This is a genomic window from Elusimicrobiota bacterium (genome assembly GCA_018816525.1).
Classification (GTDB): Bacteria; Elusimicrobiota; Endomicrobiia; order CG1-02-37-114; family XYA2-FULL-39-19; genus OXYB2-FULL-48-7.
The window spans coordinates 27,070-51,391 of sequence record JAHIVV010000026.1; the positions used below are offsets into that span (position 1 = coordinate 27,070).

Sequence of the window (24,322 nt, forward strand, 5' to 3'; positions counted from 1 at the left end):
ATATTATCCTACTATTTCCTTCACTTTTTCTCTCAATAATTTAGTGTTAAAAGGTTTTGCGAAAAAATGTTTTACGTTTTTTGACATCATGAATAAATCCAACATCATGGGTTTCGCTGTAACGACTATTACTGGAATATTACATAACTCCGGTTTTTGCGCCATCTTGCTGAGAATTGTATAGCCATCAACTTCAGGCAGCATAATATCCAACAAAATCAGATCCGGGATTATAGGGGTTAACCCAAATTTACCAGTCGGGCCGATATGTTCAATGCCCAGCAGTTCGAGAGCTTCGCCTCCAGTATCTGCATGCTTAATATAGTAACCGTCTCTTTCCAGGACAAATCTTATAAGTGTTTGGACTTCTTTATCATCTTCAACTATTAGAACGGTTTTTACAGACATAATCCCCCGTTTATATAATAGGATATAATTATATTATTTTACTACATAACCTCTATTTTTGCAAGTTTTTTGCAAGATAAGCTTCGATAAAAAGGTCGATGTCACCATCCATAACCAGGTTGACATTGCCTATTTCTGCGCCGGTTCGGTGGTCTTTTACTAATTGGTAGGGCATGAAGACGTAGGAACGGATTTGATTGGCCCAGCCGATATTACCCTTTTCTGAGTAATGTTTTTCAATTGCTGAACGCAATTTGTCCTGCTCCAGTTCATAAAGTTTTGCTTTCAGGATTTTCATCGCAGAGATTTTGTTTTTTAGTTGGGAACGTTCATTCTGGCATTGGGTTACAGTTCCGGTCGGGATATGTGTTATTCTTACAGCAGAATCGGTTTTTTGGAGGTGCTGTCCGCCATGACCTGATGCACGGTAAGTATCTATTCTGATATCTTCATCTTTTATTTCGATCTTTATTTCATCTTCTATTTCAGGGAGCACATCGCAGGATGCAAAAGATGTGTGCCTGCGCTTATTTGCGTCAAAGGGTGAGATGCGTACAAGCCGGTGAACGCCTACTTCACTTTTTAATAAACCGTAAGCATAAGGCCCGCGTACAAAAAAAGTAATACTTTTTATTCCCGCGCCATCACCCGGTAAAATGTCTGATTGTTCAAGGGTAAATCCTTTTTTTTCAGCCCAGCGGGCGTACATTCTGAAAAGCATTTCTGCCCAGTCGCAGGCTTCGGTACCGCCTGCGCCTGCATGAATGGAAATTATGGCGCCGAGTTTATCCTGAGATAGAGAAAGTTTAGTTTTTATTTCAATCAAAGCTATATCTTTTTTAAGTACTGTGAGTTTATCAATGAATTCCTGTTCAAAATGTTCATCTAATTTGTCGCTTTCGGAAAGTTCTATTATTGTGTCTAAATCGGAAAGTTCTTTCTTTAGGTTTGTGTACGAAGCAACGTCAGACTTTGCTAAATCCAGCTGCCTCATAATTTTTTGGGCGTCCTGGGTGTTGTCCCAGAAGTTGGCTTGGGCTGTTATTTGCTGAAGTTCGGCTATTTTCTTTTCTTTGTTTTCAACGTCAAAGGAACCCCCTCAAAGTGCCAACCTTTTCAGAAGCCTTGCTTAATTCATCCTTTAATTCCCTGATCGTATAATGTTGCATATCCCCATTTTAGCATTTTAAACAATATTTTTCAAAAAAGGGTCGTTCCTGTTAAAACTATTAACCCGATTGCTAAGCCTGATTTTTTATGAGTATTCATGATGTTTTGATTTTGCAAAAGGAATAATTGTCATTAGAGCACAAAAAAGAATAAAAACGTCACCAAAGCGAGAGTAAAATGAAACAGTTTGGTTTGGGTGTATGATGTATGTTTGGGCAGCGGTGGTAAAAATTACTGTTTTGCTGATTATTCTGCCGCAGGAATCAATATGCCCGGAAATACCGGTATTTGCACAACGTATAACCGGCTTTCTGTTTTCTATTGCACGGAAAACATTGAATGAGAAATGCTCGTACGGAGCTGATGTCCTCAAATACCACGCATCATTGGTTAAATTAATAATAAATTCCTGTCCTTTGAATTTTCTTATAAGTTCCGGGAAAATCGCTTCAAAACAAATATTGCTTGAAAATTTAACAGGTTTTAAATCAGCGCCAATCGGCAAATCAAAAACCGTATAATTTTTTCCTGATGTAAAATCCCCTAACTCATTTACAACTTTTATGTATTTTGAGAGAAATGATTTTAGCGGAATAGTTTCCCCAAAAGGCACAAGATGCATTTTGTCATATTTTGCTGCTAACTTTCCTTCGGAAGAAATTAGAATTGCTGAATTGAAATATTTGCCTTCTTTATAATCCGCCGAACCAATTAGATGGAAAGTCCTGGTTTCTTTAGCTAAATCGCAGGCCCATTTTGAAAAATATTTTTCTTCAAGTAAAAATCCTGGAACGGAAGATTCCGGCCAAACAATCAGGTCAGGTTTTTCTATTTTGACTACATCTTTTGCCAGCTTATCATAAACGCCAATTATTTCATTTGCAAATTTCTGGTCCCATTTTTTATATTGGTCGATATTGCCTTGTAGTATGGAAACCTTAACTGAGGTTGATGAGTTGCTAGGCGTAAGCTGAGAAGTTGATAAGTGAAAAAGTCCGTAAACTAAACAAAAAAGAAAAATAGCCGAAGAAAATGCAAAATTTCCAATTTTATATTTTAAATTACTTTCACGCATCAATTGAAAAATGCATGAATTCACCAATACAATTGAAAAAGAAACACCATAAACTCCTGTGATATCGCCTATTTGAATTACCGGCAGAAAACTACATTGAGAATACCCAAGAATACCTCCTGGAATTCCGCCGAAAAGATGACCGCGTAAATATTCTAAGACTACCCAAAGAGAAGCACAAAATAAACTGAAAACAATTCCTATTGATTTAAAATAATTGACAACAAAACAGAAAACACCCAAATAAATTGACAAATAAATCGAAAGCAATAAAAGCACAAGTAAACCCAGCAACCAGGATTCGCCGGCCGCGGTGAAAGTTGGCACAAACCAGTATAGATAACCGCAGTAAAAAACCACACCGGAAGTCAACCCGGCAAAAAAGGCTTTAGCGGGTTTAGCTTTTTGAATTGTAAATAATAGCGGAATGAGCGAAATCCAAGCAAGAAAAAAAAGGTTTGATTTTGGGAAGCATAGAAAAAGCAGTATTCCTGTAAGTGTTTGGAGAAAAAAATTAAGCATTAGTGCCGCAGCATTTTTTGTATTTCTTCCCGCTTCCGCAGGGACAGGGATCGTTACGACCAAGTTTCTTGGCAATGTCAGGAATATCTTTTGATACTTTTGAAGGATTTACAGATACTTTCAATTTTGGCGCGCCTTTAGGCGTTCCTGTCGTCGTGTCAGGGGCGGTTCTCCTTATAGTTTCAGTTACCGGTTGAATCCTCAATGCATACTCAACTGTACTTTCACGAATACGTTCCATCATAAGGCTGAAAATTTTAAATGCTTCCTGCTGGTATTCTATCAAAGGGTCTTTCTGACCGTAAGCGCGAAGGCCAATACCTTTCTTGAGCTGGTCCAACTCATAAAGGTGTTCGCGCCAAGCGGTATCAATCATGTGAAGCAAAACCATTCTTTCCAGCTCGCGCATAGTGTCTTTGCCGAAATTTTGCTCCCGGGTGTTATAAACAGCTAGTATTTTTTCTTCAAGCGTTTCTTTCAATAATTGCCTGTCAAACCTGAGTATTTCATCCTGCGTTAATTGCAAATCAATGTTGAACACGCGTTTAAGCCATAGAGTTAAACTTGGCCATTCCCATTCTTCAGGATGTTTCTTAACTGCCCACTGCTCAATTTTTTCGTCAATAGATTCGCTTACCATATCTTTGATTTGCTGAGATATATCTTCGCCTTCAAGTATTTCGTTGCGTAATGAGTAAATAGCCTCTCTCTGTTTGTTCATTACGTTATCGTACTCAAGCAATTGTTTTCTGATATCAAAATTCATCGCTTCAACTTTTCTTTGCGCATTTTCTATTGCTTTGCTGATCCAGGGGTGTTCGATATTCTCCCCTTCCTTCATGCCAAGTCGTTCCATGAGCCCGGACATTCTTGCTCCGCCGAAAAGTCGCATAAGTTCGTCTTCAAGAGAGATAAAAAATCTTGTTGAACCCGGGTCACCCTGCCTGCCGCCTCTTCCGCGAAGCTGGTTGTCAATACGCCTCGATTCATGGCGTTCGGTGCCTACTACATGGAGTCCCCCGGCATTTATGACAAGCTGTTGTTCTTCTAAATTCGGCGGGTTGCCGCCGAGAATAATATCTACGCCTCTTCCCGCCATATTTGTAGCCACAGTCACTGTGCCCTTTTTGCCTGCCTGCGAAATTATCTGGGCTTCCTGTTCGTGGAATTTTGCGTTTAAGACCTGGTGAGGTATCCCGCGCCTGCGCATCATGCCGGAAAGTTTTTCATTTTTTTCAATAGATCTTGTGCCGACAAGGACCGGCTGGCCCTTTTTCCAGGATTGTTCTATTTCGTCAACAAGCGCGCTCCATTTCTCTTTTTCCGTGCGGTAAATAACGTCGGAATTATCAATCCTGATGTTTTGCTTGTTGGGCGGGATGCTTATAACGTCAAGTTTGTATATATCCCAGAATTCAGACGCTTCCGTTTTAGCGGTACCTGTCATTCCTGATATTTTTTCATACATTCTGAAATAGTTCTGGAAAGTAATCGTGGCCAATGTCTGGTTTTCTTCGGCAACCCGCAGGTTTTCTTTTGATTCAACTGCCTGGTGAAGCCCGTCTGACCATCTGCGGCCCGGCATCAGCCTTCCTGTAAATTCGTCAACTATTATTACTTGTCCGTCTTTAATAACGTAATCAACATCGCGTTTGAAAAGGTTATGAGCCCGCAGAGCTGCTGTTATATGATGAACCCACTCTGATTCCAGATCGTCATAAAGATTTTCAATACCCAGCAGTCTCTCGCATTTTGTCACTCCGGTCTCGGTTAGCGTTACCGAATGCGCTTTTTCATCTACTATGAAATCATAGCCTTTTGCCAAATCTATGCCTTTGTATTTTGCTTCCATTTCTTCAGCATCTGTTACAAATTTCCCTCTTAAATGGGGCACTAAACGGTTTGCAAGGACATATTTTTCAGTTGATTCTTCCGCCGGGCCCGATATAATAAGAGGCGTACGCGCTTCATCGATTAAAATTGAATCAACTTCATCGACTACCGCAAAATACATCGGGCGCAACACTCTTTCGTCTTTTTTTATTACCATATTGTCGCGAAGGTAGTCAAAACCGATTTCATTATTTGTAACGTATGTAATGTCGCATTGGTACATTTTTTGCCTTTCTTCAGGAGTCATGTCATGCTGAATATATCCTACTGTTAAACCGAGCGCCTGGAAAACCGGCCCCATCCAGGCCGGGTCACGTTTTGCCAGGTAATCATTCACCGTGACTATATGAACGCCTTTGCCCGTCAGGGCGTTTAAATAAGCAGGAAGAGTTGCTACCAGGGTTTTTCCTTCACCTGTTTTCATTTCGGCTATTTTACCTTCGTGTAAAACCATTCCGCCTACCAATTGGACGTCATAATGCCTTAATTTTATTGTTCTTTTAGATGCTTCCCGCGCGCAGGCAAACGCCTCAGCGAGAATATCGTTTAAAGATTCGCCTTCTGCAAGGCGTTTTTTGAATTCGTCAGTTTTGTTTTTCAGCTGTTCGTCTGAAAGTTTTTCGATTTCTTCTTCCAAAGAATTAATAACCTCAACCAGGGGCCCAAGTTTATTAATTACCCTCAAATCCTTTGTGCCGAAAATAGATTTTAAAATTTCATTAAGCATTTTCCGAAGGTCCTTATTTAAAATGGTTTTTTTTGATTATTGAGACAATTTCTTCCGGAGTTTCAACAACTTTGAATATGTCCAGGTCGCAATTTGAAATACAGTTTTCTTTGAGCATGCTGTTTTTCATCCAGGCGATAAGGTCTTTCCAGTATTCTTTGCCTACCAGTATAACCGGAAACGGGCATATTCTTTCGGTTTGGATGAGCGTAATGGCTTCATAAAACTCGTCTAAAGTACCAAAGCCCCCCGGCAGAACAACAAAAGCTTTTGCATATTTCGTGAACATTACCTTGCGCACGAAAAAATACCTGAACTCAAGCATTACGTTCATAAAAGGATTTGGTTTTTGTTCCATAGGAAGTATTATGTTAAGGCCTACAGATTTTCCTCCTCCCGCGCTGGCTCCTTTATTAGCAGCCTCCATTACCCCCGGGCCGCCTCCCGTAATTACAGAATAGCCTGATTTAGCCAACAAATATGCAGTTTTCTCTGCGATTTTATAATATTTAGTATTTGGTTTAAGGCGGGCTGACCCAAAAAAACATATACCTTTTTTTATCCTGGAAAGTGTTTCAAAACCGTCAATAAATTCTGCCATGATCCGGAATATGCGCCAGGTATCTTCATCATGCACGTCGTTATGGTTAAGCGTTTGATTGAACCTTTTCATTTTCTTCATATATTCTCCTAGATAACCTTCCCTGCATGTTCTGTCGAAAATACGGTAAATATCTGTGGTTGTTTATTGTTTTTTTGCAATATTTTTCAAACATGCCTTCAGTAAACCTGTCAATATCCTTTCTTTCTATAAGGTTTAATGATAATTAGAACCGTATATTTCCTTTAATCTCTTTTCCAGTTTTGCCTGCATAATTATGCCATTATATTCATTTCATTATAGATTTGAAATATGCTACGGTTGTCTTTAAACCTGCATCTAAATTTGAGGTCGGAACAAATCCAAGTTTTTTAATTTTATTTACATCTGCAAGGGAATGTTTAATATCTCCCAGGCGTTCTTTTTCATGTACAATTTTTGATTTAGAACCGCAGAATTTAATGATTTTGTCAGCCAGCGCATTGATCGTAATTTTTGAGCCATACGCGACATTATAGACCCCGCTGCCTTTTTCTGCGGCAAGTATATTTGCCTGTACCGCATCTTTAACATATATAAAATCTCTTGTTTGTTCGCCGTCGCCATAGATTACAACATCTTCGTTTTTAACTGCTTTCGAAATGAAAATTGGCACAGCGGCCGCATATTGAGATTTAGGGTTCTGCCTTGGGCCGAAAACATTGAAATACCTGCAGGCTGCGCTTTTTACTCCCCATGCGTTTTGATAAAGCGAAAGATAATATTCGCCGGCCAATTTCGTTACCGCGTAAGGGCTTTTAGGCTCTGGAAACATGGTTTCAACTTTGGGCATCGTTGGATTATCGCCGTACATTGCAGCAGATGACGACAGCACTATTTTTTTAACATTGTTTTCTTTAGCTGCTTTTATCAGGTTAATTGTCCCTTCTGCGTTTATTTTTATACATTCAATCGGTTCAAGAATACTTTCAGGCACGCTTATCATAGCCGCCAGGTGAAAAATATAGTCAACGCCTTTTGTCGCTTTAAGCAATGCGCGGTAGTTAGTAATGCTATCCTGGATAAATTCAACCTTGAAATTTTCTATGTTTTTTATAAACCCGCTTCTTAAATTGTCCAAGACAAGCACTTCTGTGTTCGGCTTATTTTGCCAGTATTCTACAATATGGCTTCCGATAAACCCGGCTCCTCCTGTAACTAATATTTTCATTTTATTGTACCTCTAAAACAGCATCTTTAACAAGGTAAAATGGGATATACTGCTATTTTATTTACAAACAAAGACACTTTTCTTTTATCAGTTTCTTCAACAACAAATCCGGTTGCAGGCTACTCAGGACTGAATTCGCTTTGTATCTTTTAGGATTGCTGAAAGCAACCCGGAAATACTTTTTGAAACAGAAATTTCTACTTGAGCGAATTTTTCTGCAAGAGCAGATATTTTAGCCGTAACGGAAGAGGCCTTTTCAATGTTGTGATTATTGAGAATTGATTCTATCTCTGGGGGCATAAAACGATTGAGATTTATTTTGTTACCAGAATATCTTTTACTTTTGCAGTTAAATCCTGAAGTTTTACAGGTTTGACCAAATAATCAGATGCAGTATGAATCAAGGCATTGATTCCGATTGTTTGTTCAAGTTTTGCCTGGTCAAAAGCAGTGCATATGATTACAGGAAGTTTTGGGTATTTTTCGCGTGTTCTTTGTAATACGCTCAATCCGCTGGCATCCGGAAGTTTCATATCAAGCAACATCAGGTCGGGTTGTGTTTGCGCGAGGTATTCAAGCGCCTGTGCTGCATTATTTGCCACTGATAAGTCAAAACCGCATTTTTTTAGCGCAGTAGCGAATATTTCACTTAAAAGTTCTTCGTCTTCGACAACAAGTATCTTTTTCATTTAATCATCCTTTCGCAGTATTTGTCACTTAGACTAGATTCCGAGGATTTCCTGTACTCTCTTTTTTAACTCAGGCAAAGGAAAAGGCTTAATAAGCAAATCAACCACTTGGGTAGAATCGATTTCACTCATAGATGCCTGGTCCATATAACCGGTGCAGAATATCACCGGAAGCCCAGGGTGAGTTTTTTTTAGTTCTTTTGAATACTCAAGGCCTGTTTCTTCAGGAAGTTTCATGTCAAGAATTGCCAGGTCAACTGTTTTATCTTTTATCATAAGCCTGGCTTCTTTAACACTAGCTGCCGGAATAATACGGTATCCCTGGTTTTTTAATGCTGCGCTCATAATTTCCATGAAAGAATCAAGGTTCTCAAGAACAAGTATCGTTTTGTTTTTTTCCATGTCTGCATGTCTGGATTATATTATATAATATATTTGCTTTGATTTCAATAATAAGTATAATAACTTAAACAATGATTTTTACGAAAGGGATAATACATGGAATATAAAGGTAAATTCAAAATATTTAACAATTCACAAATAAAAACATATCCTCTGAAACAAAGAAAAAGCAAAGTATCTGTAGGCCTTTTTGTAGATTGTAAAAAACTTGAAAATTCAGAAATAATCCAGCCATTAAAAGAAATAGAAAATATCGCGAATGCGGTTGTAGCTGCACGTAAAAATAAAAAACCAATAATTGTAATAACCGGCGCCCATCTTGTAAAAAATGGCCTTTCTCCTATAATTGTCGATTTGATGAAACGTAATATCATAACACTTTTTGCTACTAACGTGGCATCGGCAATCCACAGTTTTGAACTCTCTTTAATCGGTGAATCGAGCGAAAATGTAAGGGACGGCCTTAAAAAAGGCGAGTTCGGCATGGCCTTTGAAACAGGAATGTATATAAACCAGGCTTTAATTAAAGGAAACAGCATGAAACTTGGTTTTGGCGAAACTATGGGCAGATTGTTTACGGATTCAGTTTTCAGAAAAAGCGTAATTAATGCTGGTGTTAAAGGAAATAAATACAGGGGTTATTATATGCCGTTAAACGGTTTTAAATATGAGGAAAACTGTATTTTTGCACAGGCAATTAAATTGAATATTCCAGTAACGGTACATGCAAGCATTGGGACTGACATTGTAGACCAGCATTGTAATTTTGACGGAGCTGCAAAAGGGGCCACCAGCGCGCGGGATTTTCTTATTTTTGTAAATGAGGTTACAAAACTTACACAAGGCGGCGTCATTTTAAATATAAGTTCTGCGGTAATGGGGCCGGAAGTTCTATTGAAAGCAGTTTCAATGGCGGCTAATGTTGGTAAAGCGCCTAAAAACATAGTAACAGGTGATTTTGATTTGCGCCCGTACGGAAACGAAGATAAAAATGAAGGCAGGTACCACTATTATTTCAGGGACCAGAAAAGCATAGTTAAAAGAATACCGGAAGTTTATTCAGGCAAAGGTTATTATATAGAAGGCGATCAGAAAGAAACTATTCCTTCCTTATATCAATACATCCTAAAGCTGCTATAACATGATATTAATAATAAATATTATTTTCCCCATTTTTGGCGTTATCGGGCTCGGGTACCTGCTTAAAAGAAAAAACTTTCTGACACAGGAAAGTATAAACGTTATGAACAGGTTGTTGTATTTTTTCGGTTTGCCTGCGCTTATTTTTTTAAGCATTGTCCAGTTTGAATTTGACAAGGTTTTCAATCTTGCAAGCGTTACAGGAATAATTATTACTACGGTTTTAACCTGTATTCTAGCCTGGGCCTGCAGCGGTTTTATAAAGATTAATGCGCAAAGGGGCTCATTTATCCTCGGATGTTTCAGGACCAATATGGCGTATGTCGGGTTTCCTATTATTACCAATTTATATGGTAATTTAGGGCTGGCAAAAGCGGCAATTATTGGAGGAGCATTTGCTATTGTTGCTGTTATTTTGTCAGTTATTATCCTTGAATACTACAGGCCGCAAGGCAAACAAGAAAAAAACACATTGAGTTTGCTGAAATCAATAATATACAATCCATTAATAGTTTCATCTGTAGCAGGCCTTATTTTCGCGGTATTAGGCATAAAACTTCCTTCTGTTTTTTCCAAATTTCTTGATCTTCTTTCAAAAATGTCTCTGCCCATGGCCCTGCTTAGCGTTGGCGCATCTATAACTTTTACTTCTATCGTCAACAATTTGAACCTGCAGACTATAATTATATTCGTAAAGTTGATTTTTATGCCAATTATTGCTTTAATGATTTATACGTTTTTAATTCCAACAACGTTACTGGATTTAAAAATCGGGGTTTTGATCATTGCAATGCCAACCGCAGTTTCGTCTTTTGTTATGGTTAAAGAAATGGAAGGCGATTATGATATGATGGCTAATACGATTACTTTAACAGCTATTGCGTCGATGTTCACTCTCTCGTTCTGGCTGCTAATACTGAAATAAAAATTTGGGGCGCCGTTTTTTCCTTTAAGGGGGACGGGATCCTTACTCAGGAGGTTTTATGGCAAAAGAGTACGAATTAAAAGTTAGGAAGATTCAAAAAGTTAAAACACCTTTTAGGAACATGGTAACAAATGAGTTCCCGGTTAAAAAGTCGGTTCAAATCCTAAAAAAATTGAGAAAATACGAGCCGCGTTCAATGTCCGGCCAGCCGCTGGCGTTATGGGATCGTGCTGCTGGCATCAATGTATTTGATAAATACGGCAATAAATGGCTGGATTTTAGCTCCGGAGTACTTGTTGCAAATGCGGGCCACTCAAACCCTGAAATAAAGAAAGCTATAATAAAGCAGACTCAAAAAGGATTATTGCACAATTATTGTTTCCCGTCCGAAATAAGAGCAACCCTTATTGAGAAAATTGCAAAATTAGCCCCTTATCCGTTAAAAAAAGTCTTTTTATTGACAACCGGCGCTGAATCCACCGAAGTTGCAATAAAATTATCCAGAACCTGGGGATTGAAAATAGGCGGGCAAAATAAAATAACCATAGTATCTTTTTCAGGCGCATTTCACGGAAGAACCATGGGGTCGCAGATGATCGGCGGCTCACCCGATTTAAAAAAATGGATTGTAAATCTGGATAAAGACATGGTTCAGGCCCCGTTTCCTTATTGTTACCGCTGTCCGTGGGGTAAGGATAAATACCAAAATTGCGATGTAGAATGTTTCAATAATTTTGTGAAATTTTTGAAACATAAAAAACTTGACCCTGCAAAAAATATCGCAGGAGTTATTTCAGAAACTTACCAGGGCGGAAATGCTACATTCATGCCAAAAAAGTTCGCCCAACTGCTAAGAGCTTTCTGCAATAAGAGCAAAGCATTACTTGTTTTTGATGAAGTTCAGGCTGGTTTTGGCAGAACCGGCAAAATGTTTGGTTTTCAACACTACGATATTGTCCCTGATATAGCTTGTTGCGGCAAAGGAATATCAAGTTCCCTTCCTCTATCAGCAGTTATAGGGAGACCGGACATAATGGATATGTATGAGCCCAATACGATGACCAGCACCCACACCGGCAATCCGGTTTGTTCTGTTGCTGCTATAGCTAATATTGACTATTTGGTAAAACACAAATTAGCCGAAAATGCCGCAAAAATCGGAAAATACTTAGAAAAAGAATTACTTAAGCTTGTGGAAAAATATCCTGATGTAATGGGATGCGCTCAGGGTAAAGGGCTTGTTTATACTTTACATGTAGTCAAATCCGGAACCAAAGATCCTGATGGAGATTTGGCTCATGATATTGTAGGCAGATGCGTAGAAAAAGGATTGATGCTGTTTTCCCCGGTAGGTACAGGAAGCGCTTCAATAAAACTTACACCGCCTTTGACAATAAATGAAACAGCGTTGAAAGACGGTATAAAAGCGCTGGATGAAGCTATTGCAGACTTAATATAAACCTTTAAACTTTCTGTAAATAAAAAAAGCTCCAGTTTTGACTGGAGCTTTTTATTTAGGTAGCTTAAATTAAATCTGTTATTTCTTTTTTTGTATCAAAAGTTTCCTTGCTTTTTCAACAAAGTATTCAGCGGTCAAACCGAACAGTTTCATTAATTCCCAGGGCTGGCCCGAGTCGCCGAACTTATCTTCAACACCGATCATATCCATCAACAAAGGTGATTTAAATTTTTTGTTGCGTGCGATAGCTCCTGCGACAATATTCCCCAAACCGCCGACTTGATGTTCCTCAGCAGTAATTACAACACCTGTTTCTTGCGCCGCTTTAAGTATTGACTTCGTATCAAGAGGTTTAATTGTATGGATATTTAATATCCTGGTTTCAATCTTAAACTGTTCTTTCAATATCCATGCAGCTCTCATTGCTTCCGGAACCATCGGGCCGCAAGCTATTATCGTAAGCCGCTCTTTTTCAGATTTATAATTTGTCGCAAGTTTTGTTTCAAAAGCGTCTATAAATTTTTCTTTTACACCTCTGAATCTGATAACATTTGCAACTCCAAATTTATAGGGGGTGTCTGTTTTTGTTACCATCGGAGTTGCTTCCCTTGCATATCTGATACAAGCAGGGCCTTTAACTTTTGTAACCGCTTGCGTAGCTTTTTCTGTCTCCATTGAATCGCAGGGAACTACCATGGTCATATTCGGCAAGTAAGCCATGAGCGCAATTTCTTCAAGAGCCTGGTGAGTTGCACCATCGGAACCGACTGAAATTCCCCCGTGCGCTGATGCGATTTTAACATTTAAGTTGTTATAACAAAGAGTGGTCCTGATCTGATCCCAGTTTCTTCCTGTGACAAACACTCCGTAGGAACCGATAAAAGAAGTTTTTCCTTCCTTTGCAAAACCGGCTGCTACAACCGTCATATTTTGTTCGGCTATACCCATGCTGAAAAACCTGTTTTTTCTTTCCGGGTGGTTATTATAAAACTCATCCATTTTTATTGAAGACGTTATATCCGACCCATGAGCAATAACATTTTTGTCTTCACCTATTTTTTCAAGGGCTCTGCCGAATCCGAATCTGGTGGGTTCCATGTCAACTTTCATAACGGCAGGGTCTGAATTCCACCAGTAATTCTTTTTGAATTTCGGGACCATGGCGTCAACTTTTTTTACCACTTTTTTATGATATTCTTCAACCGAACTAAAAATCTGGTCCAATCTTTCTTTAGGGAATTTATCAGCTATACCGATGTTTTTTAACGCTGTTTCAAGCGATTCATCACCGCATCTTCCGTGTTTTGGCGGGACTCCGTGGTATCCTACGACATTTTCCGCGTAAGAAATACATTTCCCTTTAATAGTGTTGAATATTATCACTGTGGGCATGCCTTTTACGGTCTTTGCCAGTTCAAATGCGTCAACTATCTTTTGCATGTCATGGCCGTCAGTAACAATTACGTTCCAGCCGAAAGACCTGTATTTATCTTCCAGCGGCTCAACATTCATGACTTGCGCGACAGGCCCGTCTATCTGGAGTTTATTTCTGTCAATTATGCCTAATAGGTTGTCCAGGTTATAGTGCGCAGCTGACATGGCTGCTTCCCACACAGAACCTTCCTGCTGTTCGCCGTCACCCATAATGCAATACACCCTGTAATCTTTATTTTCGAGTTTTGCGTTTAAAGCGCTGCCGACAGACACGCCAAGCCCCTGGCCCAGGGATCCGCTCGAAATTTCTATACCGGGAAGTTTAAATCTGTTAGGATGTCCTTCAAAACCCGACCAAAGTTTTCTTAATTTTGCTGTTTCTTCAATATTGTAATAACCTGCGGCTCCAAGCGAAACATAAAGCGCAGGAGCTTTGTGGCCTGCTGACCAGAAAGCCCTGTCTCTGTCAGCCCAATCAGGGTTTTCAGGATCGTGTTTCATTACTTTTAAATATAACGCGGCAGAAATATCCATGATTGACATGGTCCCGCCGGTATGGCCGGATTTTGCCAAGGTAATGCCTATCATGTTCCAGGCACGCATTTCTTTTGTTTTCTCAACCAATTCATGGATTGTGTAGTCTTTTCTTAGCTTGCCTGTCTTCGAATTCATCAATGCCATTTTTTAATTCTCCTTTTTAAACTCTGTTCCAGGCTTCCCTTAGAACTCTTTTTGAGTTAGCTATAAGAACTTCCGGGTTTTCTCCGGGAAGCGGTTTGACCTCAAAACTTACTATTGGAAGATTGTCTGTTTTTTTGCCCAAATACCCGACATCAAATAAACATTTGAGGAAATCCGTCAGTTCTTTTACCCCGTTTTCACCTGTTGAAATACCAAATCTTGGGTGCTGGTCGCCGTATCCCGGAGCGTTTTTGTCTTTCATTATAGCATTGCCCATGTGCGCGTGGACTAAGTAATCTTTTACCGCGGAAAGAGATTGCTTGGGTGTTTCGTACAACAACGGCATATGACTTAAATCAACCATAAGCCCGAAATTTTTGCATTCTTTTCTTACTTCTTTCGCAATTTTAGCTGCTTCATCGGAAGGGCCGATCAGAGATTTTTTATCTATGTCGCGGTCAAAGGTTTCAAGTACGAAATTAAGATTTTTTGTAGCCGCATATTTAGAAAGTTCAATTAACGACGAAATAAGGGCTTTTTTAGCTTCTTCCCTCTTTTCCGGGCCCGGGTCTGCTCCGCTTAAAATTGCCACTGCTTTTGCTCCCAATTCTTCGGCCTCATTAATTCTTTCTTTGAGAAAATCAACAACTTTTTTTCTTTCAACCGGATCAATCGAGTTTACATTATACTTGTTTATCAGAAGCGTCGGCTGGGCTCCGTAAGCAACAGTAAGATGACTTTGTTCAAGCATAGCCCTAGCTTTTTTTCTGATTTCTGGGTCTTTCATCCAGGAAACTTCAACAGCCGAGAAAAAGTCGTCTTCGCAAATTTTTTGAAGAGTTTCAAGTATCGGGCCTTCGCCTTTCATCGTTTCCGGGTAAATCATAAAATGGATTATCCCGACTTTCATGTAATCATGAATTGAATCTTTCATTTTGAACCTCCAGAACAGTGATCCCGTTACCCTTTAAAGGACAAAACATGGATCCACGTGCAATTTAATATGTTTTTTAAACACTTCATAATGCTCGTCAGAATGGTTTTTAAGGGCTTCGAAACATCCGTTAAAAAATCTATCTACAGTCAGTATGGAGCCGTAAGTTACGTGAAGCAACTGACGCAAGTCGCCATTGCCTGTTTTGGTGTCCAATAAAGCAAAAATATCCTCGCCTTTGAGCTTTGATATTTCAGGGATATTTTTAGTATTCGTGGATAATTCATAACTGGCGCGGTCTTTTTCAAATTGTTTCATCGATATTGCGTAAATTTCTTTAAAAAGGTCCGGGTTATGTTTTGCGACTATTCTCAACTCTTCCAGGTAATAAGTACCCGCTGATTTCAAATGGTAATTATTCTTTGTGTGTTTTGCAAGAATTGGGTATATGGAAAATTTGTCGCTGCCTGAATGAACGCAAAGCCTTACCCCGTATTTGTTGAGAATTTTGAGTATTTCAATCAGGTATCTCTCAAATTCGACTGTGTTTTTGTCATCCCTTTTTTCCAGATAATAGTCTATGGCTTTCTCAAAAAATCCCGGGAATCTGGGGGCAAGTTCATCAACTTTTATTTTTCTTTTTTTCAATTCTTCCAGGGCGAATATGACTTCGTCGAATTTTGTCGTATATTCAGTCTCGTCAAACGAAACTTCAACTGTGAAATCCTTTCCTTTCTTCAATTCAGCAGTCAGGTTTATAAGTTTTGTTAATTGTTCTACCGCTTCTTTTATGCTCTTTTTAAGCTCATTTGAAACATCATAAGTGAAATGTGTGCATCCGCCTGCAACTGCGGCTTTAATATGTTCCTCGGTTTTCAGGTGGTCTCCATCAGCTGACCAGGGGATCGTAAGATTTGCCTCCTGGGATGAGTAGGCGCCAAGGTCAATCACGTTTTCGTAAGTCCTGCCGGTCCTTTCAAGTTCCCTTGCTGACTGTTGCGCAAGAACAACCTGAATTCCCAGCTCTTTGGCTACTTTGGCTTGAATTACATTGCCCAGGCCGTAAGCGCATCTGTAGCCGACTCCGAACACAAAACCGTTTCTTATAACACTGGGATTTGTGTGCGGGTATTTTTTACGCAGTTTTACTGCTTTTTCATGAGTAATAGGATTATTGCTGCTGTTCAAGTTCTTCTCCTAATAGGTTAAAATCACCGATAAACCCGGTTCTGACTGCATCCTTTTCCTGTTCTGTTGTAGGAAATTTGTCTACAACTTTTGCGAATAAGGTTTGCTGCGCAAATGCGTGGGATGCAAGCTGGTCGGTTGTAATGCCTTTTGTACCATATTCTTTTTTGTAGAGCTTAAAGTAAGAAAGCACTTCTTTAAGCGCTTCATCAACTTCATAAGATTGCGCGAACTCTTGGGCAATCACGGAACTGTAAAGCTGGGCAATCATGTTTTTGCTTACGGGCTTTTCAATGTTTTTTTGATTTGCTTTAAAGGTTTTCCAGTTTTCTATCTGTAAAGCGCAGTCAGGAAAATGCCCCTGTGAAAACATTCCCAGTAATTGTTCAACGTGCGGGAATCTTTCTCCGTATGGAGGCCTCATGGATGCCTGCAAATCTCCGGTTTCCCATGCTTCCAGGCCCTGTTTTTTCAGAACCGGCGATTTTTTCAAGCCTGTCATGATTTTATGCGAACGTTTTGAAATGGCTTCAGCTATCGTGCAAATTGCCAGGTCCTGTGGAAAAAGCTTACCCTGGTATTTATAGTATTCTGAAGGTTTTATTTCTTCAGGTAATATAAATCCTGCTTCCTTTGCTAATAACCTTACTTCAGGGGCATCCAGTGTGCCGTTTTTCTTATTATCTATCATACCTGCTTCATCGGCTTTTAATTGGTTGTTTTGTTTCTTAAACGCATTGACAAGTTTCTGTATAGCGTACCATCTTAATGCGGCTTCAACACGCCCGCCCATTTTTGTGATTATTGAATGGGTTATAAGAAAATGTTTCTTTCTTGCTTTTGCGTGCCCGCGGGTTTGGCAGAAAAATGACCATAAACCGTCGGTTACAAAACCGGCTACGGTTACGTTGCAATTTGCACCTTCTGCAATTACCTGTTCCATCGCGCTTCCCGAATCGCCTTCGGCAAGATTGAAGTTGCCTTTCTTTACCTGTTCCACAAGAAGTTTATCTATATCGCCGTATACCCCTTTACTGGAGCCATCAACTTTATAGAAAACATGCGACTGGCCTTTGCGCGCTTTGATTTCGTCAGGCGTCATTGTCTCTTCAAGAAAAAGCCCTGAATCATAATTCATGCATTCCTGGTTAAATTCTTTGTGGAGTGTTAATATATCGCTTTTAAGCTTTTCAGGCTGGTTATAAGTCCTGGGATTTACCTGAAAACTGATTTTTCCTTTTTCTGTAAGAAGAAATACTGCCCTCTCGGACAATCTTGCCTTGTAGCCGGCAATTTTTGTAGCTCCGCGTACAAGTTCTTCTCTTGAGAGTTTCCCTTTGTTAGCAAGGGCGAATTTTCTTTTCATCGCCTGAAGTTCGTCATCTTCGGCCAGCGCCAGGCGGGCCAACGTGGGGTTCATCATTACAAGGTTTGCGCCCCAGAGAACTCTTGCTTCCATGATACCTAAACCATAATCTACACCGATTATGATATCCGTTTTCTCTTTTATTTTTCTTAAATTTGATTTTTTACCGAAATCAGCCCAGAAAGTTATCCAGCTTTTTACTGAATCCGTGCCGATTTCTTTGGATTTCTCAGCCATAAGGCCTTTTCCAGCCGTGGTCATGATTTTTGAAAGGCGTGTTTTTTCTTTATTGAGCAACCCTGACATGATTTCTTTATTTTCTGATTCGAATTTTTCAAGAAAGGATGCAAGGTTTTTTACTTCCTTTTTTAGTGTTTTATCGCTGACTATGTTTTTTTTATGCCTTTTTACGTTCTGAAGGTTTAGTTTTAATTCACAGGATCCGTTTAAAGCTATAGTTACCCAGATAAGAAGATTAAAAATCTTTTCTTTCTCTTCAGTTGAGCAGTTATTAATTGTTTTTGAAAAACCGTCCTGCAGTTCTTTTATATTTGCGGAAAAATTCTTGGGATTTGTAAAGCAGGTAATATTGTCAAATGCCTGCGCTTGCGACATTAAATCGCCTTTTGCCTGTTTGATAATCTTTTCAACTTTACTATCCATTTTTTTGCTCCTTTTTTTGATAGGAAAATCTTGTTTGGTTGGGGTTTCCTTAAATTTTAAAACAGCCTAAATTTTACTATTTTATTGTTTTTTTAAAAAATATTTAAATTCGGATTTTTCCGTCTATTTAAATACCGGTATTATTATGCCTCTTAATATCACCTTTTGCATAAATATAAACAAAATTAAAGGCGGAACGGCAGAAATAATAAGCGCTGCGCTTACAACAAAACGCGGCGCCCAGCTCTGTAATTCAAACAGCCACACCATCAAGGTCCACATATTCGGATCCTGGCAGACAACAAGCGCCCAAGTCCAGGAACCGTACATTGCCGTAAAAGCGCTAAGCACAGTTACTGCCAATATAGGTTTGCACAATGGGAACGTGATTTTCCTGAAAATCCATAACTCACTTGCTCCTTCGATTACGGCGCTGTCATAAAAATCCATGGGCAAACTGTCAAAAAACCCTTTAAGCAGGAATATGGAATAACCGGCGGCAGCGCCCGGCAGCAATATCGCTATGTAAGTATTCAGTAATCCTAACTGTTTAGTCAATAAAAATCCGGGAATATCGGTAACTTCAGCCGGAAAAGCCATAGTTACGAGCATTAAAAGCAGTATAGTGTAACTACTTTTTAATTTAAATCTTGAAAGCGCGTAGGCCGCCAGCGGATTAACCGTTATGGAAAGCAGAATAAAACACACGCATACGAATATGGTATTGGTCAAGGCCCTTCCGTGAATCAAAACCAGGCCGAAAACTTCACGGTAGTTTTTGGTAACCATGGTCCATCTGATCTTAAATTTGTTTTCCTGAACTTCTTTCCAATCAAACTGCGGCAAAAAGGGTGTAATCTGCGAAAAACTGTTATACTGCATTTGATAAGCCGCGTTTAAACTTTCTATAGAGTGATACTTATTTTTAAGGAATTCCTTGTATTTAAATTCACCTGAAGTCAGCCTGATGTTGCTTATCGGAACAACCTTTTCAATAAATTCAATGTAATGAATAAGCCTCAGCCCGTGATAGGGAATTTTCTCCGGTAAAACAACATCCGCATAACTTTTGTAATTAGTCCCATAATCCTGGTTCAAAATCTTGAGATCATTTCCATATTTTGATTTTACAAAATTCCTATACGACGAATTAACATCAGATATAAAGGAAATATACCAGATGGGGATAACCTTTTCGACAAAATCCTTCCAATACTTAGCTTCTTTGGGATTGGAAGGCAGCGTTTGATTTAAAGTTAACTCTAAAAATGATTTATACTTTGTGCCCCACTCATTATTCAGCTTGTCAATTTTGCCGTACCTGACCCTCAAAAACCTCTGAAACTTGCCTTCCATCGCAATGACCTGGAAATATTGATCAGGGAGCTCCTTTTTGAAATCACAGTAATCCCTGTACCTGATATCTTCAATCGGGAAATATTCTCTAATGAACCACCGTTCCGGCGCAATATTTGCGGCGTCCATCCAACCGGGGAATTTTTCATTTAACAGCAAATTGTAACTGTTTAAAGATTTGTATTTTTTCTTGAGAAAACCAATATAGGAAAAATTGACTGCGGGCGTTAAACCGTTTTTTGCATAAGAATGGCCCAGAAGCAAATATTCCGTCGGCAGCGTTTTTTTAAATTCCTGCCAGTCCTTGAATACGGCATCCGATTTAATGGGGGCTGTAACCGGCTGGATATCCTTGAATTTTATATATTCAGTCCGCATAACATCATTATAGTTATCCATGGTTTCCCAATATTTAGAACAAACGTATTTCTGGTATAAAGCTTTGTCCTGATACAAATATTTGGGTAAAACAGTAAGATCTTCCACATCAACAGGGCTTGAAATAGACCAGGAAACAACCAGCAATAAAGGATAAATCATTGAGATTGATCCCAATATAAGGAGAGTGTATATTACGGCAAGCACAACTTTTCTTTCAACGCTGTTTTTTGCTACGCTGGTGTATAAAGACATTTTTTTACCCTTTTAATCTCCGCCTCTTCTGAATTCTGCGTTTTTCAAAACACGAAGTTGGAAATATGTGAAACCGATTAATAACGAGCCCATTATCCAGGCCATGCTGGTCGCATAGCCGAATTTAAGATACATATATGCATTTTCCCAAATGTTTAAACCTAATACTTTAGTCACATTAGCCGGGCCGCCTCCCGTCATGGCCATTACCTGCGCGAACGCATGCATGGAGCCGATAAAGGTTCCGACAAAACTTATTATTATCAATGGTGCTAAAAACGGAATAGTTATGTACCTTAATTTGTGTATAACACCACAGCCGTCAAGCTCAGCGGCTTCGTACATGTCCGTGGGGATTGTTTTTAATGCCGCCTGGAAAATCAAACTGGCCGCGCCGACACGCGCCCAAACTGAAGGAAACACTACGCATATCATGGCTATATTTGGATCATCAAGCCACCTCATGGGTTCCTTGACTATTTGACATGAAAGTAAAACTCTATTTAACAACCCCGCTTCAGTAGGATCATACAACTGCTTCCATAATACCATTACCATCAGGCCAGTTATTACAGCAGGCAGATAAAACACCGTCCTAAAAAACACTTTGCCTATTTTTATCTCATCTACCATAATGGCGAATATTATCGGTATGATGAATCCCAGGCCGATATACCAGAATGAATACTCGAAAGTATGCAAGGTAGATTCCCAGAACAAACGCGTAAAAATTACATTACGAAAATTTTCCAAACCTATAAATTTGCTGGGAAGCACAAGGTTATAATCCTGAAAACCCATCAGTATTCCCCTGAGAAGCGGATAATAGGCCCAGATAAGTATCAATGATACCGCAGGAGCCAGCATGAGTATCGGAAGAGAATAATACGCAAGGGTTTTTTTATGCACAGCAGCCTCTCCCTTGTTTCCTGCGACTTTAGTAAAATTACCGATTATTCTGCTTAGAAAAAAAGTTAGCAGAACTCCTGCAATTACTACTATTATCCAGGTTACTACGCTTCTTTTGTGTGTTTCTTCCTTGGACAGATACCCCAGCATCTTCTCTTCAGTAATTTTTACGGCTTCATCCAGCAAACCTTTTATATCCGCTTTCTCGCTCATGACTGACGATTCTACAGCCGGGCCCATATAGGAATAAATCAAGTCGCAGTTTTTACCATAGGGCTCGGGCTTGCCGTTTGCCAGCGACTCATCAAGCGCCTCTTCCCATCCGGGAGGTATCTGCCAAAGGTAGCGTTCAAAACCGAATTTTCTTAAATATTTCGGGTTCAGCATTTTGGCGTAGCCGTTTTCTACCAATACCTTAACCTTTATTTTTTTTGCTTCGTCGCTTGCCATATATTTTACATATTCCCAGGCTGCATCCCGGGTTGCCTTATCTTTAATGGTTGCGTTTATGCCAAGCATTGATGCATTGATTTCGCTTATACCTTTTCCTATCGGGCCCTTGGGAACCGGAGCTATACCTATTAATTCAGGATCAACCGTTGATATAACGGTTTCAGTAAGATAATTGAAAATCATGCTTACACGTTCGTCTATCCAATCAGCATACATAGTAGAGCCGAAGTTGCATACTCCCCTGTATTCTTTGCCGCCTCTGGTCCATTTTCCGGCAATAAGTTTCTGGTAATATTTCAGTGCTGTTACAGCTTCCGGGCTGTTAAATACCGCATGCCAGTCGCCTTTCTCATCCTGAATAACAGCTTCCCCGCCTGCGGACCATAAAAATGTCATAAACTGCCAGGCAGCGATACTACCGCCGGATAAACCTAACCCGGTGCGCCTCTTTTCCGGAATATACAATTTCTTTGCATCTTCGTAGAGTTCATCCCAATCCTTCGGGGGCCCTTCAATTCCGGCTTCCTTGAAATGATCTTTTCTGTACATCAGTACCATAACTTCGGTTTCATAAGGTATGCACCAATAATGCCCGTATCTTTTTACTACCGGTAAAATTGCAGGATGAATTACATTTTCAATTTTTATATTATCTTTCTTTTCCCATTCCTTTATATAATTATCCAAAGGATAGAGAAAACCTTGGGTAATAAACGATTCTGATTTGCGGAAATTTATATACATAACATCAGGAGCATTGCCGCCCGCCATGGCGAGAAGCTGTCCTGCGTCAAAACTATCGCTTCCGGGAATTACAAGTAGTTTTGTGCCGGTGAGCAAAATATCAGGATGGAGTTGTTTAAAACGTTCAATTAGGACGTAATTAACTTTTTCGGTAATATTCCTGCCCCACCGGTTTGGCAGCTGCCAGAGATGCAGGGTAACCTTATTGTCTTTAGGGAAGCTTTGGGAAGCTGTGCAAAATAAAAAGAGGGCGAGTAAGGCGAATTTTTTTCTCATATTTATAAAGTGTTCTTTAATTTAATAAATAATTTGCAAAATGTCAAGTGATCGCATCGCGATTTACGTTACCCAAAATAGAAGGGGTTATCCAAAAATCATATAGAGCGCAATCGCAAGGAGTGTTGATCCGAAAATTTTTTTGATAAAAAGAGGTGGAAGAAATACGGCAAGTTTACTACCGACAAATCCTCCAATAAAGAAACCTGCGCATATTAATGCTGCGGCAGTAAGGTTTACGTATCCCCCTTTGTAATATGTCCAAGCAGCAAGTAATCCTATCGGGGGAATCATTAATGCGAGCGTTGTACCTTGCGCCGATAGCTGACTGAATCCAAATCCATAGATCAATGCGGGTATAATTATAACGCCTCCGCCGATTCCTATCATACCGCTAATTGCGCCTGCAAACAGTCCAAGCAATATATACAATATCACTATCATTTTGTCATTGCCTCCCTATCAATAGATTTTACTCATCCCAAAATGGTTAGAGGGTGCTACTATGTCTACTTCTCGAACGACTATCGTTCTCTATTTTTACCCTGCGTTTAATGGCAACTGTGCTGCGCGCAGGCATTTTCTATCGTTATTTCCTCGAGCTTTCCTTTAGTAAACTGGCTGGCAATGCTGTCTACTGTCCCGGCAACAGCCCTATAGGCTTTAATTCCGCCTTCATTTAGTTTTTGAACTGCTCTGCCTCCCATTCCGCCGCAGGCTACCGCATCTATCTTCTTCCCTGTTAATAAACCCATCGGCTGACACATACCATGAGAATGATGCTGATTTGAATTATCAATTATTTCAACCGTATCTTTCTCGATATCATAAACTGTAAAAAATGGTGCACTGCCGAAATGCCCGTAAACCTGCGCGTTTTTACCTTCTTTCGTTTCTGTAGGTATACATATTCTCATACAATTATCCTCCCTAGGTTTTATTTGCCGCACATCCGATACTTCCGCATCATTTTTACTGCGCCTCCTTCAATTCTTAGCGCTTTAGCATTTACTATCGCATCAGCTATTTTTTTATGAGCCAACATAATAATGTTTCCAAAGGTTTGTCTTGATATCCTCATCTTTTTCGCAGCTTCTTCCTGATAGAGTCCTTCAAGGTCAGCCAATCTTATGGCTTCAAACTCATCAATGGTTAAAACTATTTCATCTAAAACCGAAAGAGGAATGCCTCTCGGCTTAAAATAATCTGCCTGTGGATTGCCGCAAACACGCCTGCATTTACATGGCCGGGACATATATTTTCCTTTTTATTATTGGCATATGCTAATAATATAAAATAGCAACGATAATGTCAAGAGAGGTGGAGTAAATATCCCACGAGCTTACGCTCGGGGCATTTAAATTCCTAACTCAAGCTTCGCTTGTCCAATATCTTCTTTGCCTTGTTGCTCTATATAGTCTTTTATCACGCGTTCATTGATTCCAACGGTCGAAACAAAGTATC

The 24,322-nt window shown here is 39.6% G+C and carries 20 protein-coding genes and 1 pseudogene; 3 read left to right on the forward strand and 18 right to left on the reverse strand.

All coding sequences use genetic code 11. The features are described from left to right. Positions 1 to 3: 3 nt before the first annotated feature. From KKH91_03175 to KKH91_03215, 9 genes and pseudogenes are all read right to left on the reverse strand, one after another. A complete protein-coding gene (locus KKH91_03175) occupies positions 4 to 408 on the reverse strand; it encodes a response regulator (protein ID MBU0951816.1) in 405 nt (134 codons plus the stop codon). Positions 409 to 460: 52 nt separating this feature from the next. Then, positions 461 to 1,528, reverse strand: a pseudogene (gene prfB, locus KKH91_03180) (peptide chain release factor 2). 135 nt (positions 1,529 to 1,663) lie between these two features. After that, positions 1,664 to 3,175, reverse strand: a complete 1,512-nt coding sequence (lnt, locus tag KKH91_03185) for an apolipoprotein N-acyltransferase (protein MBU0951817.1) — start codon at positions 3,173 to 3,175, stop codon at positions 1,664 to 1,666. Beyond that, positions 3,168 to 5,795 carry a preprotein translocase subunit SecA gene (gene secA / locus KKH91_03190; GenBank protein MBU0951818.1) on the reverse strand — a complete coding sequence of 876 codons (2,628 nt, stop codon included), beginning with the start codon at positions 5,793 to 5,795 and terminating at the stop codon, positions 3,168 to 3,170. Before secA ends, lnt begins: the two co-directional genes overlap by 8 nt. Positions 5,796 to 5,808: 13 nt before the next feature. Beyond that, on the reverse strand, positions 5,809 to 6,468 hold the full coding sequence (locus KKH91_03195) for a TIGR00730 family Rossman fold protein (GenBank protein ID MBU0951819.1): 660 nt from the start codon (positions 6,466 to 6,468) through the stop codon (positions 5,809 to 5,811). Positions 6,469 to 6,685: 217 nt separating this feature from the next. Then, positions 6,686 to 7,606, reverse strand: a complete 921-nt coding sequence (locus tag KKH91_03200) for an NAD-dependent epimerase/dehydratase family protein (protein ID MBU0951820.1) — start codon at positions 7,604 to 7,606, stop codon at positions 6,686 to 6,688. Between the two features lie 123 nt (positions 7,607 to 7,729). Continuing rightward, on the reverse strand, positions 7,730 to 7,906 hold the full coding sequence (locus KKH91_03205; protein ID MBU0951821.1) for a hypothetical protein: 177 nt from the start codon (positions 7,904 to 7,906) through the stop codon (positions 7,730 to 7,732). Between the two features lie 14 nt (positions 7,907 to 7,920). Continuing rightward, entirely contained in the window at positions 7,921 to 8,295 is a 375-nt protein-coding gene (locus KKH91_03210) for a response regulator (protein MBU0951822.1), read from the reverse strand. A 33-nt stretch (positions 8,296 to 8,328) separates the two neighbouring features. Beyond that, positions 8,329 to 8,697: a response regulator gene (locus KKH91_03215; GenBank protein MBU0951823.1), complete on the reverse strand. Its 369-nt coding sequence runs from the start codon at positions 8,695 to 8,697 to the stop codon at positions 8,329 to 8,331. A 96-nt stretch (positions 8,698 to 8,793) separates the two neighbouring features. Here KKH91_03215 and KKH91_03220 point away from each other — a divergent pair, with 96 nt between their 5' ends. Genes KKH91_03220 through KKH91_03230 form a run of 3 tightly spaced genes read left to right on the forward strand, consistent with a single transcriptional unit; the run spans position 8,794 to position 12,221 of the window. Continuing rightward, complete coding sequence (locus tag KKH91_03220) at positions 8,794 to 9,837, forward strand: hypothetical protein (GenBank protein ID MBU0951824.1); 1,044 nt, start codon at positions 8,794 to 8,796, stop codon at positions 9,835 to 9,837. A gap of 1 nt (position 9,838) precedes the next feature. Further along, entirely contained in the window at positions 9,839 to 10,762 is a 924-nt protein-coding gene (locus KKH91_03225) for an AEC family transporter (GenBank protein ID MBU0951825.1), read from the forward strand. 58 nt (positions 10,763 to 10,820) lie between these two features. After that, on the forward strand, positions 10,821 to 12,221 hold the full coding sequence (locus tag KKH91_03230; GenBank protein ID MBU0951826.1) for an aspartate aminotransferase family protein: 1,401 nt from the start codon (positions 10,821 to 10,823) through the stop codon (positions 12,219 to 12,221). Positions 12,222 to 12,299: 78 nt separating this feature from the next. Here the strand turns inward: KKH91_03230 and KKH91_03235 are convergent, their stop codons facing one another. From KKH91_03235 to KKH91_03275, 9 genes are all read right to left on the reverse strand, one after another. Then, positions 12,300 to 14,336 carry a transketolase gene (locus KKH91_03235; GenBank protein MBU0951827.1) on the reverse strand — a complete coding sequence of 679 codons (2,037 nt, stop codon included), beginning with the start codon at positions 14,334 to 14,336 and terminating at the stop codon, positions 12,300 to 12,302. A gap of 16 nt (positions 14,337 to 14,352) precedes the next feature. After that, positions 14,353 to 15,270 (reverse strand): sugar phosphate isomerase/epimerase, encoded by a 918-nt coding sequence (locus KKH91_03240; protein ID MBU0951828.1) that lies wholly within the window; start codon positions 15,268 to 15,270, stop codon positions 14,353 to 14,355. A 33-nt stretch (positions 15,271 to 15,303) separates the two neighbouring features. Continuing rightward, on the reverse strand, positions 15,304 to 16,458 hold the full coding sequence (locus KKH91_03245; GenBank protein ID MBU0951829.1) for a tagaturonate epimerase family protein: 1,155 nt from the start codon (positions 16,456 to 16,458) through the stop codon (positions 15,304 to 15,306). Continuing rightward, positions 16,442 to 18,487 carry a hypothetical protein gene (locus KKH91_03250; protein ID MBU0951830.1) on the reverse strand — a complete coding sequence of 682 codons (2,046 nt, stop codon included), beginning with the start codon at positions 18,485 to 18,487 and terminating at the stop codon, positions 16,442 to 16,444. The genes KKH91_03245 and KKH91_03250 overlap by 17 nt, the downstream gene beginning before the upstream one ends. A 123-nt stretch (positions 18,488 to 18,610) precedes the next feature. Beyond that, entirely contained in the window at positions 18,611 to 20,476 is a 1,866-nt protein-coding gene (locus tag KKH91_03255) for an ABC transporter permease subunit (GenBank protein ID MBU0951831.1), read from the reverse strand. Between the two features lie 12 nt (positions 20,477 to 20,488). Next, positions 20,489 to 22,858: an extracellular solute-binding protein gene (locus KKH91_03260; protein ID MBU0951832.1), complete on the reverse strand. Its 2,370-nt coding sequence runs from the start codon at positions 22,856 to 22,858 to the stop codon at positions 20,489 to 20,491. A gap of 87 nt (positions 22,859 to 22,945) precedes the next feature. Further along, positions 22,946 to 23,302: a TSUP family transporter gene (locus KKH91_03265; protein MBU0951833.1), complete on the reverse strand. Its 357-nt coding sequence runs from the start codon at positions 23,300 to 23,302 to the stop codon at positions 22,946 to 22,948. Positions 23,303 to 23,409: 107 nt separating this feature from the next. Beyond that, on the reverse strand, positions 23,410 to 23,775 hold the full coding sequence (locus tag KKH91_03270; GenBank protein MBU0951834.1) for a NifB/NifX family molybdenum-iron cluster-binding protein: 366 nt from the start codon (positions 23,773 to 23,775) through the stop codon (positions 23,410 to 23,412). Between the two features lie 20 nt (positions 23,776 to 23,795). Beyond that, positions 23,796 to 24,113 carry a DUF134 domain-containing protein gene (locus KKH91_03275; GenBank protein MBU0951835.1) on the reverse strand — a complete coding sequence of 106 codons (318 nt, stop codon included), beginning with the start codon at positions 24,111 to 24,113 and terminating at the stop codon, positions 23,796 to 23,798. Positions 24,114 to 24,322: the final 209 nt, after the last annotated feature.